The sequence below is a fragment of the Faecalibacterium prausnitzii genome (genome assembly GCF_049532945.1).
Taxonomy (GTDB): Bacteria; Bacillota; Clostridia; order Oscillospirales; family Ruminococcaceae; genus Faecalibacterium; species Faecalibacterium prausnitzii_N.
Genome location: NZ_CP186691.1, coordinates 2,726,111 through 2,742,904 on the forward strand (window position 1 = coordinate 2,726,111; position 16,794 = coordinate 2,742,904).

The 16,794-nt window shown below is 54.0% G+C and carries 20 protein-coding genes; 5 read left to right on the forward strand and 15 right to left on the reverse strand.

All coding sequences use genetic code 11. From position 1 onward, the window contains the following. The first annotated feature begins 188 nt into the window (after positions 1 to 188). Complete coding sequence (locus ACNQFG_RS13730) at positions 189 to 350, forward strand: DUF4093 domain-containing protein (RefSeq protein ID WP_423406595.1); 162 nt, start codon at positions 189 to 191, stop codon at positions 348 to 350. Positions 351 to 378: 28 nt separating this feature from the next. Here ACNQFG_RS13730 and ACNQFG_RS13735 read toward each other — a convergent pair whose 3' ends face one another. The 5 genes from ACNQFG_RS13735 to ACNQFG_RS13755 form a co-directional block, all read right to left on the reverse strand. Further along, positions 379 to 777, reverse strand: a complete 399-nt coding sequence (locus ACNQFG_RS13735; protein WP_423405269.1) for a sigma-70 family RNA polymerase sigma factor — start codon at positions 775 to 777, stop codon at positions 379 to 381. A gap of 16 nt (positions 778 to 793) precedes the next feature. Further along, positions 794 to 1,018 (reverse strand): hypothetical protein, encoded by a 225-nt coding sequence (locus tag ACNQFG_RS13740; protein WP_423405270.1) that lies wholly within the window; start codon positions 1,016 to 1,018, stop codon positions 794 to 796. Positions 1,019 to 1,078: 60 nt separating this feature from the next. Beyond that, positions 1,079 to 1,450: a type II toxin-antitoxin system PemK/MazF family toxin gene (locus ACNQFG_RS13745; protein ID WP_423405271.1), complete on the reverse strand. Its 372-nt coding sequence runs from the start codon at positions 1,448 to 1,450 to the stop codon at positions 1,079 to 1,081. A 102-nt stretch (positions 1,451 to 1,552) separates the two neighbouring features. After that, entirely contained in the window at positions 1,553 to 2,350 is a 798-nt protein-coding gene (locus ACNQFG_RS13750; RefSeq protein ID WP_423405272.1) for a DUF6551 family protein, read from the reverse strand. Positions 2,351 to 2,352: 2 nt separating this feature from the next. Next, the gene (locus tag ACNQFG_RS13755; RefSeq protein WP_302275725.1) at positions 2,353 to 3,444 is read right to left on the reverse strand and encodes a hypothetical protein; all 1,092 of its coding nucleotides are present in this window, start codon (positions 3,442 to 3,444) and stop codon (positions 2,353 to 2,355) included. Between the two features lie 840 nt (positions 3,445 to 4,284). Here ACNQFG_RS13755 and ACNQFG_RS13760 point away from each other — a divergent pair. After that, positions 4,285 to 5,619, forward strand: coding sequence for a threonine/serine ThrE exporter family protein (locus ACNQFG_RS13760; protein WP_005942733.1), 1,335 nt, complete (start codon positions 4,285 to 4,287; stop codon positions 5,617 to 5,619). Positions 5,620 to 5,732: 113 nt separating this feature from the next. Here ACNQFG_RS13760 and ACNQFG_RS13765 read toward each other — a convergent pair whose 3' ends face one another. Continuing rightward, positions 5,733 to 6,485, reverse strand: coding sequence for a DUF4866 domain-containing protein (locus ACNQFG_RS13765; protein WP_097781449.1), 753 nt, complete (start codon positions 6,483 to 6,485; stop codon positions 5,733 to 5,735). A gap of 204 nt (positions 6,486 to 6,689) precedes the next feature. Between ACNQFG_RS13765 and ACNQFG_RS13770 the strand changes: the two genes are divergently transcribed. The 3 genes from ACNQFG_RS13770 to ACNQFG_RS13780 all read left to right on the forward strand — a co-directional run bounded on the left by ACNQFG_RS13770 (position 6,690) and on the right by ACNQFG_RS13780 (position 10,289). Further along, complete coding sequence (locus tag ACNQFG_RS13770) at positions 6,690 to 7,913, forward strand: argininosuccinate synthase (RefSeq protein WP_423405273.1); 1,224 nt, start codon at positions 6,690 to 6,692, stop codon at positions 7,911 to 7,913. A 244-nt stretch (positions 7,914 to 8,157) separates the two neighbouring features. Continuing rightward, positions 8,158 to 9,090, forward strand: coding sequence for an AEC family transporter (locus ACNQFG_RS13775; RefSeq protein WP_423405274.1), 933 nt, complete (start codon positions 8,158 to 8,160; stop codon positions 9,088 to 9,090). A 65-nt stretch (positions 9,091 to 9,155) separates the two neighbouring features. Then, positions 9,156 to 10,289: an SLC13 family permease gene (locus ACNQFG_RS13780; RefSeq protein WP_423405275.1), complete on the forward strand. Its 1,134-nt coding sequence runs from the start codon at positions 9,156 to 9,158 to the stop codon at positions 10,287 to 10,289. 149 nt (positions 10,290 to 10,438) lie between these two features. On the opposite strand, the gene ACNQFG_RS13785 is transcribed toward ACNQFG_RS13780, so the two are convergent. From ACNQFG_RS13785 to ACNQFG_RS13825, 9 genes are read right to left on the reverse strand one after another with little or no spacing between them, the layout of a single operon-like run. Beyond that, entirely contained in the window at positions 10,439 to 11,059 is a 621-nt protein-coding gene (locus ACNQFG_RS13785; RefSeq protein ID WP_423405276.1) for an N-acetyltransferase, read from the reverse strand. Positions 11,060 to 11,065: 6 nt separating this feature from the next. After that, positions 11,066 to 11,680 (reverse strand): L-2-amino-thiazoline-4-carboxylic acid hydrolase, encoded by a 615-nt coding sequence (locus ACNQFG_RS13790; RefSeq protein WP_423405277.1) that lies wholly within the window; start codon positions 11,678 to 11,680, stop codon positions 11,066 to 11,068. Beyond that, positions 11,677 to 12,519, reverse strand: a complete 843-nt coding sequence (locus ACNQFG_RS13795) for a class I SAM-dependent methyltransferase (protein ID WP_423405278.1) — start codon at positions 12,517 to 12,519, stop codon at positions 11,677 to 11,679. Before ACNQFG_RS13795 ends, ACNQFG_RS13790 begins: the two co-directional genes overlap by 4 nt. 11 nt (positions 12,520 to 12,530) lie before the next feature. Further along, positions 12,531 to 13,304 carry an alpha/beta fold hydrolase gene (locus ACNQFG_RS13800; protein ID WP_412289568.1) on the reverse strand — a complete coding sequence of 258 codons (774 nt, stop codon included), beginning with the start codon at positions 13,302 to 13,304 and terminating at the stop codon, positions 12,531 to 12,533. Positions 13,305 to 13,318: 14 nt separating this feature from the next. After that, a complete protein-coding gene (locus ACNQFG_RS13805; protein WP_423405279.1) occupies positions 13,319 to 13,810 on the reverse strand; it encodes a hypothetical protein in 492 nt (163 codons plus the stop codon). After that, complete coding sequence (locus tag ACNQFG_RS13810) at positions 13,810 to 14,511, reverse strand: L-2-amino-thiazoline-4-carboxylic acid hydrolase (RefSeq protein WP_423405280.1); 702 nt, start codon at positions 14,509 to 14,511, stop codon at positions 13,810 to 13,812. The genes ACNQFG_RS13805 and ACNQFG_RS13810 overlap by 1 nt, the downstream gene beginning before the upstream one ends. Next, positions 14,508 to 15,371 (reverse strand): MBL fold metallo-hydrolase, encoded by an 864-nt coding sequence (locus ACNQFG_RS13815; protein ID WP_423405281.1) that lies wholly within the window; start codon positions 15,369 to 15,371, stop codon positions 14,508 to 14,510. Before ACNQFG_RS13815 ends, ACNQFG_RS13810 begins: the two co-directional genes overlap by 4 nt. 9 nt (positions 15,372 to 15,380) lie before the next feature. Beyond that, complete coding sequence (locus ACNQFG_RS13820) at positions 15,381 to 15,989, reverse strand: class I SAM-dependent methyltransferase (protein WP_423405282.1); 609 nt, start codon at positions 15,987 to 15,989, stop codon at positions 15,381 to 15,383. Between the two features lie 26 nt (positions 15,990 to 16,015). Beyond that, a complete protein-coding gene (locus ACNQFG_RS13825; RefSeq protein WP_423405283.1) occupies positions 16,016 to 16,783 on the reverse strand; it encodes an alpha/beta fold hydrolase in 768 nt (255 codons plus the stop codon). Between the last annotated feature and the right edge of the window lie 11 nt (positions 16,784 to 16,794).

Consider the following 16,794-nt stretch of genomic DNA (forward strand, 5'->3'; position numbering starts at 1 on the left):
GTGCCCGCGATCCACGGCAAGGAAAAGCGCAAGGAGCAGCCCGGCAAGGAGGGCCTGCTGGGGGTCGAGGGCGTGGACGATGCCATCGTGCTGCAGGCGCTCAAAGACGCCCTCGGTGCCGAGGCTGGTGCAGCTGCCCCCGCCCGGAGGGCCGGGCCATCACCTATACCGACCTCTACGAGTGGGGGATTTCCGGCAGGCCGGGCAGCGCCGAGCGGAAATATGCGCTGCTCAACGCCCTGGGCCTGCCGCCGCGTCTTTCCAAAAAGGAGCTGGTGGAAGCGCTGAACCGCCTGTACCGGTTCGAGGAATTGGATGCGTTCCAGGCGGCGTTTTTCGCCTCGGTGTGAAAGCACTCCGCGATGAAGGTCAAAATTTTTACCGGCATCCGCCCCACCCTTCCCGCAGAAGTTCCAGCGCATGAGTTTCCAGACGGGAAACATAGCTGCGGCTGATGTCCAGCAGTTTTGCAGTTTCCAGCTGGGTCAGCGGCGGCTGGCCGGAAAGACCATACCGCAGCAGGATCAGCTTCCGTTCCCGCGCCGGAAGCCCTTCGATGAGCTGCCGCAGCCGCCGGGCCTCGTCTTGTTGCTCACAGCTGTCCTCCATGCAGAAGCTGTCCTGCAGCACGTCCGAGAGGGTCAGCGCCGTGTCGTCCTTGCCCGCCTCCAGCGTTTCCTGCAACGACACGGTGGTCCCGCTTTTCCGCTCCCTCCGGAAGTGCATCCGAAGCTCATTTGCTATCCTCTCCCCAACGAACGTTCCATGAGAAAGCACCTGTGTTGGGCTTTTCTTATCGGCCGGGCTTCTGGTGTTCCTTGGGCTTATAGGTACCCTTGGTGGTATCAATGACTGCCTGATACAGTTCCAGCTTCTGCCATGTGGGGCAGTTCAGACGGTCGATTTTTTCGATCACATAGTTGGCGTGGGCGGTTGCGACCCGTTTTCCGAGTTCGTCCCATCCCTCTTTCGTTTTGGGGTAATGTACCACCACTTCAATGGGGGCACTCTTTCGCATGGCTCACTCACCTCCGGTTACATCGCTATCACCTCATTTTTACGGGTTACTGGTTGTCCGCTATTCGCTGTGGTTTCCGCTCAGAACGTTCAGAGCCAGACTGACCAGCAAAGCCATATCAATGCGGAGCATTTCAGCCTTGCTGGCATAGCCCATAAAGCGTTCGATGCGGGATTTATCGATCGTGAAGATCTGCTCCAGAAGAATCATGGACGGTTCTTCAAAGGCCGGGTTGGAATCCACCAGCACATGGGTGGGCTGGTTTTTCTTCTTTTCCGTCCGGGTGGTAACAGTTGCAACGATCAATGTAGGCGAATGACGGTTTCCAATGTTGTTCTGCAGAACTACCACAGGGCGTTTCCCGCCCTGTTCCGAGCCGATACGCGGCTCCATGTCTGCATAGTAGATGTCCCCCCCCTGAGATATCTCCAATTGTTCGGTAACATAAAATCAACCTCCTTCTTTTTATGTAAGAAACAGCCGGCGCAGGCTGGTGCCAGCGACGGCTGTCGTTCAGGAGGTAGAATGAAATCGTCAGTTTTTCAGCGGCAGGCTCGATCTACGGCTGGCACCGTTATAGAGGCGGAGAATCTGCCGCATATGACGGTTAGCAGAGCTGCCGGTATCCTTCTGCGCCAGTTGGGTGATGGTCTTGGGGTGGGTCCGTGCCAACTGCTGCACCAGACGCTCCCGGTCGTATTCGCCCTCATAGACGGAGATAAAACGAGTCACGCCCCGGATCACCCCGGCAAGGTAGGCATCCACATTGCCCCTCCACGCCTCGTTGATGATGTTCAACATCTCAATGTAGCGTTCCCTGCCGTACTGCTTGTAGAGTTCGTATGCTGTTTCGATGCAATAGATCTTCCAGGCTGCCCGGATGCCGTCGTAGGCAAACTCCACACCGGTATCTACGGTGGCTCTCACAAAGTGGATCGCATCCGGGTTTCTTGCCACCAGATTGGCACGCAGCCGTTCGCCCGCCGTCAGGCAGCTGGAAATGCCGGTCTGCAGCGCAAAGAGCGTTGCCTCGTCCTCCTTGCTCAGACCAAGGAAAACCTTGCAGCGGATGGGCAGGTCCTTACCGCCGTTGCAGGCCCGACGTGCCTCCACCGTGTTCTGACCATCAAAAACGTAATAGCGGCCATCCCGGAAACTGACCTTCGGATCATTTGCAATGTACTCCGAGAAGTTCTCCGCAATGGATGCCACCTTCTCCGTGTGCAGAAGGCGCTGGTATTCCATGCAGGGGAAGAGCAATGCGCTGTTCACGATCTGGTAGGTAAAGGTGCATTCGGGCAGGGTGCTGAGGTTCAGGTTGGAATTCAACATATTTACATCTCCTTTACAGTGTTCAGGTAGGTCGTCATTCGGTCGATCAGTGCAGAAACTTCTTCCCTGCTGGTTTCATTGGATAAAACATCCGGGTAGTTCTGAAAAACAACGCCCCATCGGAACATAAAATCCTCTGCTGCGCCTTGCAGCTCGCACAGCATGATGGAACCACTTTTTGCAATGCGGTCTCGGTACCGGCTGTCCACCGATGCCTTCAACCGTACCATGTCCTCCTCCGAGAGATGGCGCTTGTGTCCCTGTATCTTCTGAAGAAAACTTGGTGGTCCGTTGCTGGCAGGTTCGATTTCCTCTTCCGGTGGGGAGGGTGTCACCGGCTCCCGTGCTGCGGGTTCCTCGTTCCGCGGAGGTTCCGGCGGTTCCGGAGGTTTCGGCGGCGCAGGCTTTGGCGGCGGACGCTCCGGCTTCAATCTGGAAAGCAATGCCTCGTTCCGTTTGTCTTTTCCTTTCCGAAGCTCCTCCAAAATGGCCGGACGTTCTTCCTTGGGGATCGCAGGCAAAGCAGCGATCTGTGCATCCGTTGCCTTGATGCGCCCGGTCAGAATCTCCTCCTGTGCTCCGGGCACTGCTTCCTCAGCGGCATCTATACCCCGCGAGTATTTTTCGGCACGTCGCACCGTCTTTTCTCCAACGCCGTGCTCGGAAGCAATGCGTTCACAAGTACGTTTTTCCGAAACGATGTGGTCATTTTGACCACATCGTTTTACAGGATTGCAATTTCCGGGCTGCCCGCCCACTGCCAGCTTTGTCGATTCGTACTCTTTGCCCAGAAGGAATTTCTTCCGTTCCGGGCTGAGGTTCCGGCGGCCAAGCTGATTTTTGCAGATCCATGCAAGGGCTTCGTACCTGTTTGCAAGCTGAATCTCCTCCACTTCGTACTTGATGAAGCCATGCTTTTTCAGGATGCGGTAGCGGGTGTGCCCATCCAGAATGTAGCCATTCCACACGATGATGGGGTTCAGGAGCCTGCCCTCTGTAATGATGTTCTGCTCAAGCTGCTGCTCTTCCTCGAATTGCAGCGGCGGGATCTTGCTTTGGAACTCCGGGTCGATCTTAAGATGGCTCAGTTTCACGGTATTCCCTCCTTCCGGTCATTTTCGGGCTGCGGACAACGGGCAAAACGTAATAGTCAAACCCGTAGCGTGTCTGGCAATAGGTGCAGACATCCTTGTTTACCTGTCTGGGGTTTGCCCTGCGGAGCTGAACGGTTTTTGCACTTTGAAAGGCTCCCCGGCAGACCGCACACAGGGTCGTCAGTGTGGATTCGTCCACCTGTCTGATATTTCTGCGGTTCATTTGCATACTCCTTTTCGCTGATATATAAAAAACGCCGTCCGGGTTCCCCCTGAACGGCGTTTGGAAAAGGTTTTGTATGGTCTCTCTTAATTTGCCCCGGCACCCCTGAGAAAGGGAAACATTCAGGCGGTGGATTTGCACCACTCCATTGGCCTCTCGGCCACCCCGCCTTCTTTATGGCCGGGCCGCGAATTACGGAAGTTTCATTGTCTGGAAGTACCTGAAGCTGCATATTCAATTTTCAAGGTTCGTCGGCTCCGGTTTCCTCTCCCTCTCGGGCCCGGTCCGTTTCCGTGACATAATTGTATCGTATTTTCGCAGAAAAGTTTATGGACTCGTAGTCCAAGTTACCCGCCCTCTTAGTCCATGTATTGTATACAACGCCCTCGAAAACGCAAAAAAAATCCCGCCTAAAAGCAAAACCTTCGCTTTGCCCTCAGACGGGATGTCTTTCTATGCGACTTCTAAAACGCAACGTATTTTCTTCTTTGAAATACCAAACGAACATTGCCGGCATATCCAAGATACGTTTTACCCGCCCTGCAATTTCCCTTATAATAGCACCGCAGTCTTGAAACGGCTGCAACATTCCCATATCACAAAGGAGGCTTTCCGGTATGGGACAACGGCAAAGTGAGATCATCAAAAATCACATGGAAGTCTACTGGCACGACTATGCGTCGGCCAGCAAGGGCGTCCCCATTACCGAGGCAGGGCTTGTGGAAAAAGCCTCCGTCATTGGACGCACCGGGCTGATGCTGCTGGAATGCGGCACCGGCGCATGGCGTGTCCGAAGCTCCATGAACACCCTTTCGCGGGAGCTGGGAGTCACAACAACAGCGGACATCGGCCTGTTGTCCATTGAGTTCACCTGCTTTGACGGTGACCAGTGTTATACCCAGTCACTCTGTCTGACAAATACGGGCGTGAATACCTCCCGGCTGAACCGACTGGAGCATTTCGTCAACGACTTCGACCGGGAAGGAAAATTTATGACCGGCGAAGAACTGCACAGCCACCTCGATGAGATCGAGCGCATCCACGGCTTGTATTCGCCCATCGCACTGGGCTTTGCAGCTGCACTGGCCTGCAGCTGCTTCACCTTTCTGCTGGGCGGCGGCATTGTGGAAATGCTGTGTGCCTTCTGCGGTGCAGGCATCGGCAACTTTGTACGATGCAAGCTGACAAAGCACCATTTCACCCTGTTTCTGGGCATTACGGCATCGGTCTGTTCAGCAAGCCTCGTGTATGCCATCCTGCTGAAGCTGGCAGAGGTGCTGTTTGCCGTATCGGCGCAGCACGAGGCGGGGTATATCTGCTCCATGCTCTTCATCATTCCGGGCTTTCCGTTCATTACCAGCGGCATCGACCTTGCCAAGCTGGATATGCGCTCCGGGCTGGAACGTCTGGCCTACGCCGTCCTCATCATTCTGGTGGCAACCATGACGGCTTGGATCATGGCACTGCTGCTGCATTTGCAGCCGGTGCAGTTCCCTGCCCTGAGCCTGACACTCCCGGAAGAGATCGTGTTCCGGCTGCTGGCAAGTTTTGGCGGTGTGTTCGGCTTTTCGCTCATGTTCAACAGTCCCCGGAACCTGGCAGTCTGCGCCGCCCTTATCGGTGCGGTAACGAACACGTTCCGGCTGGAGCTGGTGAGCCTTGCGGGCTTTCCGCCCGCTGTTGCAGCGTTTCTGGGCGCACTGCTGTCCGGACTGCTGGCCTCCTGCCTGAAGAGCGCCGCCGGTTATCCCCGCATCTCCGTCACCGTGCCGTCCATCGTTATCATGGTACCGGGACTGTATTTCTACCGTGCCATCTATAATCTGGGCATCCTGTCTCTGATGGACTCCGCCACATGGTTTGCAGATGCCATTCTCATCATCGTGGCACTGCCGTTAGGGCTGATCTTCGCCCGTATTGTCACTGACAAGACTTTCCGTTATTGCACCTGATGTGCAGCATTTCCATTCTCTCATATAAGGCAAAACGCAGCGAATCTTTTAACGGTTCGCTGCGTTTTGTTTTGCTGTGATGCACTTATAAAAGGAGTTCGTTTACAGGGCGTTTACTCGCCGTAAACGATCTTGGTAGCAGTTTCCACATGGCGTTCCAGCCGGTCGGCAAAGTGTTCCAGCGGCAGAAAAACGCCAAGTTCATCGTAGCGGGTTCCTCCGTCCTTGAGCGTATCCTGTCCATAGTAGACCACGGAACGGGGCAGTGCGTGCTGCAGTTTCATCTGGATATCCCAGACGGTGGAGTAGGCCTCCGCTTCCGTTACCTTCTGCTTCACGGTGTCCGGCAGTTCGTAGATCAGCAGCAGCCCCAAATGCTGGTTGTAGTGGTACTCCACCACATCCATCGAGCCTTCGTCGTAGCCGTGATACTTGCAGTAGCCGCTGGCAAGGTACATTTTTACCTTTTCCTGCTTCTGGAACACCCGGATGAACCGGTCGTATACTTTGCTGCTCACGGCAACTTTGTTGTTCGGCAAAAGAACGCCGGCATCATCCGTCAGGATCACCGGGTTCGGCTGACCATCGGCGTTGAATTTGAACGGGATCAGGGCAGCGTTCCGTAGCAGGTCAAACATACTGTGCTGGCAGATCGCCATCAGAAAGGCAGACAGATCCTTGTTCTCGTAGGCATTGAACAGTGCTGCGGCAAACTGCTGTGCACTCACGGCCGGCGCATCCAGTACGTCTGCCATGTCCAGCGAGTCGTTGAAGGTATCCATCAGGCGGTGGCAGGCTTCTGGATTTTTCAGGATCTCCCCGAACAGTGCCTCTGCCTTTTCTTCTCTTGGAAATATCGTTGCCATCAAAAAGACCCTCTTTCTGTTTATTTCCAGCTACCTATTATAGATTCATAATGCCACACTGTGAAATACTGCTTTCATATTGCTGCTATATGCAGAACACTTTTTACACATTTTCCAAGTGCCCGGATAATGGACACTGCAATCATGAAATTGCACGAGGGAAATCGAAAAGTATATAAGTTGGTTTGAACGGAGGCAGTTCCTATGTCTGAGGTCAAAAAGGTCGTGCTGGCCTATTCCGGCGGTCTGGATACTTCCATTATCATCCCATGGCTGAAAGAGCATTACAACAACTGCGAGGTCATTGCAGTGTGCGGCAATGTGGGCCAGAAGGGCGAGCTGGAAGGTCTGGAAGAGCGCGCCAAGGCAAGCGGTGCTTCCAAGCTGTACGTAGAAGATCTGACCGATGAATTTGTGGAGGATTACGTCATCCCCACCATGCAGGCCGGGGCCGATTACGAGGGCTATCTGCTGGGCACCAGCTTTGCACGACCCATTCTGGCAAAGCGTGTGGTGGAGATCGCCCGTGCCGAGGGTGCAGATGCCGTGTGCCACGGCAGCACTGGCAAGGGCAACGATCAGGTGCGCTTTGAACTGGCCATCATGCACTTTGCACCGGACCTGAAGATCATCACTCCGTGGCGTGAGTGGGATATCCAGAGCCGTGACGAAGAGATCGACTATGCCGAGGCACATCACATCCCGCTGAAGATCAACCGCGAGACCAACTACTCCAAGGATAAGAACCTGTGGCACCTGAGCCATGAGGGCCTTGACCTTGAGGACCCGGGCAACGAGCCGCAGTACGATAAGCCGGGCTTTTTGGAGCTGGGTGTCAGCCCCAAGACCGCACCGGACAAGTCCGAGTTCGTGGAGCTGGCATTTGAAAAGGGCGTGCCGGTGAGCCTGAACGGCGAAAAGATGAAGCCCGCCGTCCTCATTGCCAAGCTGAATGAGATCGGCGGCCGCAATGGCATCGGCCTGTACGATGTGGTGGAGAACCGTCTGGTGGGCATGAAGAGCCGCGGTGTGTACGAGACGCCCGGCGGTACCATTCTCTATAAGGCTCATGAGGTGCTGGAAACTCTGACTCTGGATAAGCTCACTGCCCACAAAAAGCGCGAGCTGGCCATCACATTTGGTGAACTGGTCTATGACGGCCAGTGGTTCAGCCCCCTGCGCAAAGCTCTGAGTGCCTTCGTCACCTCCACGCAGGAAAACGTTACCGGTAAGGTGCGTCTGGAGTTGTACAAGGGCAACATGATCAATGCCGGTGTCTGGTCTCCGTATTCCCTCTACCGTGAGGACATTGCAACTTTTGCTGCCGGCGGCGACTACAAGCAGAGTGATGCTACCGGTTTTATCAGCATCTATGGTCTGCCCACCAAGGTACAGGCTATTGTAAACAGCGAAAAAAAAGGAGAATGAAGTAGTTTATAGCAGTTTGTGTTTTTAATGCACAAGCATCGCTTGTGGTTTACTCTGCGAATCAAAAAGGGAGTTCTGTCGCGGACAAATGTCCGGGCAGAACTCCCTTTGCCTTTTGCTTTGAGCATAAAAATGCTCTATGCCAGCCTTCTGAAACACGTTTTTTCTCTGGATTCTCTTGACGATGTCCCTCCAATGGAGTAGGATGGTGCTGCAAAAACGAATTGCAAAAGAGGAGATCTAAATGCAAATCAGCCTTTTATTGATGCAGCAGATTGCGCAGCTGTTCCTGATCCTGCTGATGGGATATGCCGTTGTGAAAACCGGCTTGTTGAAGGCATCGGACAGTAAGGTGCTGTCTGTGGTCTTTGTCTATCTGGTCATGCCTTGTGTCGTTCTGAACGCCTTTCAGATCAAGGATACACCGGAGATCCGCACCGGGCTGCTTTATTCCATGGGCATCGCCGTTGGAATGCACGTTGTATTTCTGCTTCTGAATGCGCTGTTCCGCAAAGCTCTCAAGCTGGACGCCGTGGAGCAGGTCAATATCATTTACAGCAATGCCGCCGCGCTGGTCATTCCCATCGTGCAGGCCCTGCTGGGGGAGGAATATGTTGTCTACTCCTGCGCCTTTGTCATTGTACAGCTGGTGCTGCTCTGGACCCATGCCAGTGCCTGCCTGCAGGGCTCTGCACAGCTGGAATGGCGCAAGCTCCTTACCAATGTCAACCTGATTGCCATTGCAGCCGGTGCACTGCTGTACCTGCTGCACATCTCGCTGCCTGCCCCGATCACCAGCACACTGAGCAGTGTCGGCAATATGATCGGCCCCATGGGAATGCTGCTGGCAGGCATGGCCATTGCGGAAGTCCCCCTCAAAAAGGTTTTCTGCACCCCGCGCAACTATCTGCCGGTATTTCTGCGTCTGCTGGGTGTTCCGCTGGTCATCGTTCTGCTGCTTTGGGCAGTTCACGCATCCCTTTGGATACCGGACGGCAAGAACATCCTGATGACGGTCTACCTTGCCGCCATCACCCCTGCCTGTGCTACTGTTACCTCCATGGCTCAGCTCTATGACCGCGATGCTTCTCATTCCAGTGCGATCTATGTCCTGAGCACGCTGCTTTCCATCCTGACCATGCCGCTGATGATCGGGTCGTTTGAGCTGTTGCTCTGAAATACGAAGAAAGGCCGTCCGGCACCGCAGCAGGGCAGCCTTTACAATTACAAGGATGTGTCTCTATGAAACTACTCAAACAATTCATTCAGCAGGAAACGGTCCTCACCGCAGCCGCTGTGCTGGCCGTTGTCTCCGCCTTCTTTGTTCTGCCGGATGCGCAGTATCTCGGCTACATCGACCTGCGCACGCTGGCGATTTTGTTTTCCCTGATGACGGTCATGGCCGGGCTGCGGCGGCAGGGCTTTTTTGATGGACTGGGCCGGGCATTGCTGTCCCGTACCCACAGCACCTTTCAGCTGACGCTGGTACTGGTCGGGCTGTGCTTTTTCGGAAGCATGTTCATCACCAACGATGTTTCCCTGCTGACCTTCGTTCCCTTTACGTTCGTGGTCCTGAGCCGTCTGGGAGCGGATGTCCGCCGCGCTCTTCTGATCCCGGTGGTCTGTATGCAGACCATTGCGGCAAACCTTGGCAGTATGCTGACCCCCATCGGCAACCCGCAGAACCTCTATCTTTACGGAAAAAGCGGCATGAGCATCGGGGGATTTGTTCTTCTTATGCTGCCCTACACCCTGGTCTCTCTGCTCCTGCTGCTGGCTTGGGCAGCGCTGGTCTGCCGGAAAGCCTCTGACGCCCTCTCCGTGGACGAGCTTGTTTCTTCTTCTGCATCTCAGGGAGATCAGAAGATCATCCTGCTGTATCTGGTTCTGTTTGCCGTCTGCCTGCTGTCCGTGATCCGGGTGTTGCCTTATGGCATTGCCTTTGTCGCTGTACTCGTCTGCGTTCTTTTTGCAGACCCGCACACCTTACGGGCAGTGGACTATTCCCTGCTTCTGACCTTTGTGGCTTTTTTCATCTTCATTGGCAATCTGGGGCGCATTCCGGCCTTTTCCGGCTGGCTGCAGGAGTTTCTGACCGGCCGGGAAGTTCTTGTGGCGGTTCTTGCTTCGCAGGTCACCAGTAATGTTCCCGCCGCCCTGCTGCTGTCCGGGTTCACGGCAGAGACACAAGCCCTTATCATCGGCACCAATCTCGGAGGTCTTGGCACTTTGATCGCATCCATGGCCAGTCTTATTTCCTACCGGCAGATCGCACGGGAGCTGCCACAGGGGAAGAAGCGGTATTTTGGGCTGTTCACCCTGTCCAACCTGATCTTCCTTGCGATCCTGCTGGGTGTGTGGTTTTTGCTCCGCTGAGCGTGGCAGATGACTTATGGTTTTTCTATAAAGCTAAAAAAGGGGAGTTCCGTCACGGACGAAGGTCCGGGCAGAACTCCCTTTGGTTTTATCATATGCACCAGCGGATAAACAGTTTTGTTTTTCTTTCTTCATTGCACCGCCTCTCCTCACACTGTCCCGTTTGCTTTGGTCGGCTCCGGGTACTTAATCAGGTCATACAGCTTGCCATATGTGCCAAGATCATGCGTTTCGGCAAGTTCCATACCCAGATGCACATATTTGTCGCACTTGCTTTTTGCATCCGTTTCCAGGATCACCGGCACGCCCAGCCGGTCGCCCTCGGCAAAGGCAAGGTCCAGCACCTTTCGCATATAGCCCTGCCCCTGATACTGCTCCCGCACACAGACAAGTCCAACGAAGATGTAGGGCTTCTTTTCCTTGTCCATGCGGTCTTGCAGGGAGGCCCCGCCCCGCTTGATGGCAATACCAAATTGCAGAAGGCGTTTCAGGGTGGAGTTGTACAGCATTCCACAGGCGATGGGCCACATGGTCTTGAGGCCCATCTTCTCCTTCGGCAGCTTATAGGCGATATAGCCCTCGCCCCGCTCGTTGGTGGTATGTAGAAAACCGCCCCGCAGCACCCCGCGCACATAAGCGCAGATATAGTTTGCCGTGGCTTCTTTCCCGGAAAAGGCAGCGGACATTCCTGTTTCCTCTTCATAGTCATAATAGCCGAAGGTATGGCCAATACCGTAAATTTCTTCCTCTGTTATCGACTTGACAAGCATCGTCCGTTACCCTTTCTTTTTGTACCCGCAGTCGCAGTAGGGCCCGCTGGAAGCAAGGGTATACTGCCGCACAAAATTTGTCACACCGCCTGCTTCGCTCATGGTGTAGTCCAGATGGCACAAAGCAGGGGTCAGGTCGTACAGCCCCAGTTCCTTCATCAGCACACAGATGCCGCATTTTGTAAAGCGTCCCTCGTAGCCGCTGCCATCCGGGTATTCGTAAAATCCCATGTTCCACGAGTAGGGGTTGCGGTCGGCGGCTTTCAGGGCGGCAATATCCTTTGGGGTGAACTTGCTTTTTCCGCTTTTGCGGCAGAACCACTGCATGGGCTTTGTCATCATGGATCTTGCGTAGTAATCCGTCAGCCTGTCCACCTCTGGGCGTTGCGGCATGGAGAGGATGAACGCGCCGAGCATTGCGCAGTTGACGATGTTCATCTTGAAGCGGTCCGCTTTTTCAAACTCCGGCAGCCTGCGAATGATCTGCCGGTATTGCGGCTTTGCCTTTTTCGTGATGGCTCTTGCGGTGGCTGCATCATAGCCCAGCACCGCGGTCAGCTGCTTTTGAAAGGAGCCTGAAAACAGCACCCACATTCCAAAGGGCATTCCGGCATATTTCATTGTCTGTCTCCAAATCCGATCTTCACAATCTGCATTTTCATCCCGTTGTCCCCGACCTTTGCGAGGAATCGGAAAAAGCCGCTGACAGAAGGATCTTTCAAATCGTTGTAGCCCATCATATAGCCCCTGCTTGTCACTTGCAAGCGGTTGTCCCACTCGCCAATCTCCTTGGGAGCGTCCGAAACCGCGAAATATGCTCCCACATCCTTGATTTTCGCCGTCCTGAGCCACGTTTTGGCGATCATCTTTACCGCCGTGCGGTTGGCGGCATCGAACACCAGCACCCCGCCGGGAAAAGCATCTGCCATCCCCTGCACCAGCGCCTTGACCTGCTCCGTCAGGAAGTAATAGAACACCCCGGAGGCAAAGAACACCGCCCCGCCGGAGGCATCGATCTTGTCAAGCCATGCGGGGTCTTTCAGGTCGCAGGGGATGTTTTGCTCCCGCTCCCCGGCGGTCAGAAGCTGCTGCCGCAAGGCAATCACATCCGGAAAGTCCAGATTGTAGATCTTGCATCTGCCGTTGTCGCAGGCTCTGCCGGTGTTATCCAGCCCGCAGCCCAGATTGACTACCGCCGCACAGGGGTGCGTTTTCAGGTATGCCTGCACCTCAAAGGCAAGGTCATTCTGCCGCATGGCGACCTCCAGCGCACCGAACCGCTGCATCAGGCTGCGGGAGTTTTCCTCTGCCTGCGAAAAATCGTAGTCGATCTGGTCGAGCAACCGAACCGCTGTTTCGTCTTGGTAAAGGTTCGGATACAGCTCGGTACACAGCTTCCGGGAATACAGCGGGAGGATCAGCGTCTCCTGCACGGTGTTTTTCTCGATTTTGTATTTCATATCGGGTCCTCTCACTTTCTGATAAACGGCAGCTTCGGCATACCGTCATGCGCAGCGATAAATGCCAGCATTTCAGCAAAGCCCTTCGGATCACGAATCTGATATTGCATGTGGTCGTATCCCTCAAAGACGGGATAATGGCCGCAGGGATAGGCTTCTATCACCGCTTGACGGTATTTGAAATGATCTTCTATGCTGCCAAACTCGAAATAGAGATGCTTTTGCAGTTCTTCGGAAAGTGCTGGAAAGGGTTTATCCTCCAGGCTGTCCAGAATCTGTCGCCGCAAATTTGTGTAGGTCAGATTTTTCCCTGCGGCTATAAAATACGGCTTTATGGAATCATCGTCACACCACAGGATCTTTTTCAATGTGCCGCCCTTTGACCAGTACAGGCTCTTGATGGCCAGATACAGAAACGGTGTCATCATGCGGCGCGTACCTTTTCCGATTTGTGCAAACTGCCCGCCGTCAAAGAAAACATGTCCGATGGGCAGCTTCGTGCCTGTTAAAAAAGCCATGGCAAGGTCGGCACCGATTGAGGAAGCCACAACCAGTTCAAGGCGTTCCACTCCCTGCGATTTCAGATATGCTTCCACCTGACGAATCTCGTCTGCCTTGCTGACATATTTCTGCCCTTTGCAGTACACGGTGGAGGTAGGTAAAATACAGAAATACCGATCCTGTAAATAGTTTGCAACCGGTTCGCTGCTCTCCCCCGTCACGCCCATTGCGTGAAAAAACAAAACAGCGGGAGCATTCCGATTTCCCAATGTCTTAAACTTCATTGTCTCTCCTTTCCTCAGTGAATAAAAGCCGTCATAAGGACCGCCAGCACCATCGCTATGGCTGCCATACCTACCGTACCGAAAATCCATTTTTTCTGTTTGTCTTTTGCAGTAATGTAGGGCTTCAGATCCTCCGTTCCGGGAATCGTCCATGCGTTCGTGTGCCCCACCCAATAGCTGTCAACCAACAGGCGGTCCATGAGATTCATAACGGACAAGATGACGAGTAACTGCCAGAAACCCTGAACAAAGCCCTTTGCACCGTTTATTCCATAGACACAGACCAGCACATAGCCGATATAGCCGGGAATGCAGACTGCTTTGAAAAGTAGAGAATTTCGCTTGATTTTCTCGTGTGTTGTAAGTCCCAGCGTAATGCACCGCTCCTGCACCTCCGGGCTGTAAAGATGCACCATCCCAACAGCCCCTTTGCGGATTCCCACAGCGCAGACCAGAACCAGCAAAGCCCCCAGCCCAAGACATTCCAGAATCACCTGTAAAAGCATTACTTATTCCTCCTGTATCCGTTTTCATCCCGGTATTCGGGATGTTCCTTTACGTATGGATCCTTATCGCCGCAGATGGTATAGTCGCATCGGCAGCCGTCCACGCAGGTGGTCGTCCGCACGAGCTTGGCATGGAGCAGTTCCATGGACGCATAGTCCGCATTGCACAGGGCGGGCATAATGTCCGCAAATCCGAACCGCTTGGCAAATTCCGCCGCCGGACACGCCGTAAATTCATAATAGATGGGCTTGCTGTTTTCGTAAGGCGCAACATCCATCTCGTAATCATGCCATGTGTCACAGTGCTTTTGGGCGGTGCTGAATGCCCGATACATCAGCTTTTTCCAGAATGGCTTGTTGATGTCAACGAATCGCAGCTTCCGGAAGGACGGCAGGATCAGATTTTCTTCGATCTCTTCCATTTCGCGGAATGTGATCACATCCCGGCACACATCGTAAAAGCACATGATGACGATGCAGTCGTAGGTGCCGCCTACGCCGTTGTGAAAATTCTTTTTACCGCCGAGGTCGGTGCGCCACTTGGAAAGAAGCTCTGCGTATCTCAGCTGCACCTGCTCCCAGACCGCCTCGCGCTCCACCTCCGGATAGTGCAGAGTGATTTTCGCCAGAATTTCCTTTTTGCAGGGTTTGGAATATAGCACATGGCAGCTACGGTCAATTTGTAATTCGCTGTCCTTCATCTTCCCACGCCTTTCAGAAAACCGCTCTTTGCATTTTCTTCGGTGTCGTCCGATTCGTCGTAGGCATCATAGGGTGCCGATGGGTCGTGTACTCGTTTTTTGAATGGTGAACAGCTCTTGTCTTTGTGGGCAAACGCAAAGGCAAAATTGTCCGTCCATCCCGTGTGACCGGTGATGAAATATGGATGCAGCCCACGTGCGCGCAGTTTCCGCTCCAGCTCCGCCAGTGACTGCACAGCCAGCTTATTGTCCTCCGCCAGCGAGGAAATGAAGCTGTAGCCGCCGTCCGCGCCAAACCACAGCGTGTCGCCGGTAAAAAGGTACTTATCGTCAATGAGGTAGACCATATGCCCCCAGGTGTGACCGGGAACAAGGAAGCATTCGATTTTGATGCCGTCAATGTCGAAAACCTCGCCGTCATGCAGCAGCACCTTTTCGTTGTTGATCGTGACCTGCGGCAATTTATAGAGATGATAGATGACTTTTCGCCGCACCTCGCCGGTGAGATACCGGTTCTCGATCTCACCGATGTACAGATTCGCATTTCGGAACAGCTCTGGACTGTCTGCTTCCACCGCACCCACATGGTCGGTGTCCTGATGGGTGATAAGGATATGGTGTATCGACTTCGGATCAATCCCAAGCCAGCCCATTTTTTCGGCAAGGCGGTCGTAGTTATATCCCGCATCGACCATAATGGTCGTATCGCCTTTGCGGTAGAAGAAGATGTTCGCCACCCATTCGCGCACGCAGGCAACATTCTCGTCGATCCAGCCGGTGTTCAATGGCTTGAAGATTTCCTTGCCCCGGTACATGCGGCTCATTGCTTTTCTCTGAAATTCCGTTGCCTTTTTCGACATGATCGCACCTCATTTCTGTGCCGTAACGCACAGCCAGCCTTTTTTATTTTTGTGGCTCTGGATCTGACAGAATCCTGCTTGTTCCAGATACGCTTTCAGTGCAGTGTCCGTATAGATGGTCATGCCATCAATGATCTGCGTCCATTTGTCGTCTTTTGTCGTTTCGCCGTTTGCTTCGTTACAGATGAAAAAGATTCCGCCGGGCTTCAGCACTCGATAAACCTCTCTGAAATTCTGTGCAAGCTCCGGCCAGAAATAGACCGTTTCAAAGGCGGTCACCACATCAAACTGCTCCGCTTCAAACGGAAGCTCTGCCACACTTGCCTGTTGCACGGTACACCGTCCTGCCGCAATGGCTCTGGCATTGACTTTTCGCGCTTTTTCCACGCTGACGGCTGAGTAGTCGATGCCCTGCACCCTGCCTTTGGGGCACAGTTTCAACAGCGTTTTAATGTTCGCTCCACCGCCGCAGCCGCAGTCCAGCACCATGGCATCCGGGGCAGGCTGTAAAAAACTCAGCCCCCATTCTGCCATTGCGCTGTGTCCAAGGTTCATCATAGCAACCATGATCTTCCCGCCAAGGCCTACGGGCTTGCGGGTGTTTTCAAAAAAGGACATAACGCCACCCTCTTTCTGTTTACCGTTCACATTGCAATACTATTTACCAGATGCGCCCACTGCACCGGATGACAGGCCAGCAATTCCTCGTGCTGCAAGTTCTGCTCATGGAGAACAGGATGTGCAAAATGCTGCTGATACCGGGCACGGTATTTTTTGCCCATCTTCAGGGCGTAAAAGATATGGATCTCGGTACCGGGCACATGGATCTTATCCGGCAGCGGGGTAATAAGATCGGAGTAGAACTGGTTTTTGCAGCTCTGCATGGTCACATAAGGGCGGGCATCGCCAAACATTTTCAGAAAAGCCTTGACATAATCCCCCGACTCTCTGGCACGCTGATCCAGACGCTTTTGGAGAAATTTCGCCTTAATCTTTCCATCCCGCACCACAGGGTAGATCAATGGCAGCAGAAAATCCGTTTGCAAGCTTGCCGTCAGCGGCGACGCCTGATCCAAATCGGAGCTACCCAGAATGCCGTAGTCCATGTGGATGTTCTGCCGCGCCGCCAGCAGCCCCACAAACGAGCCGCCCAGAGAGCAGCCGTAGGCCGCCCGGATGCGACCGCCGCAGTGGTTCTTGAGGTAGGCCTCGATCTTTTCGGTCTCCTCCAGCATGGTGGGAAATTCGGTCTGTTCAGTCTCATCAAAGCCATCGTAGCTGACGCACAGCACCCGGAAGCTGTCAGCCAGAAGCGGGATCACCGCACCGAAATTGCTTTTCCAATGGCAACAGGTGCCCGGCAGCAGCAACAGCACTGGGGCATCCTCTGCACCAAAATGGTAGATCTTCATCGTGATACGCT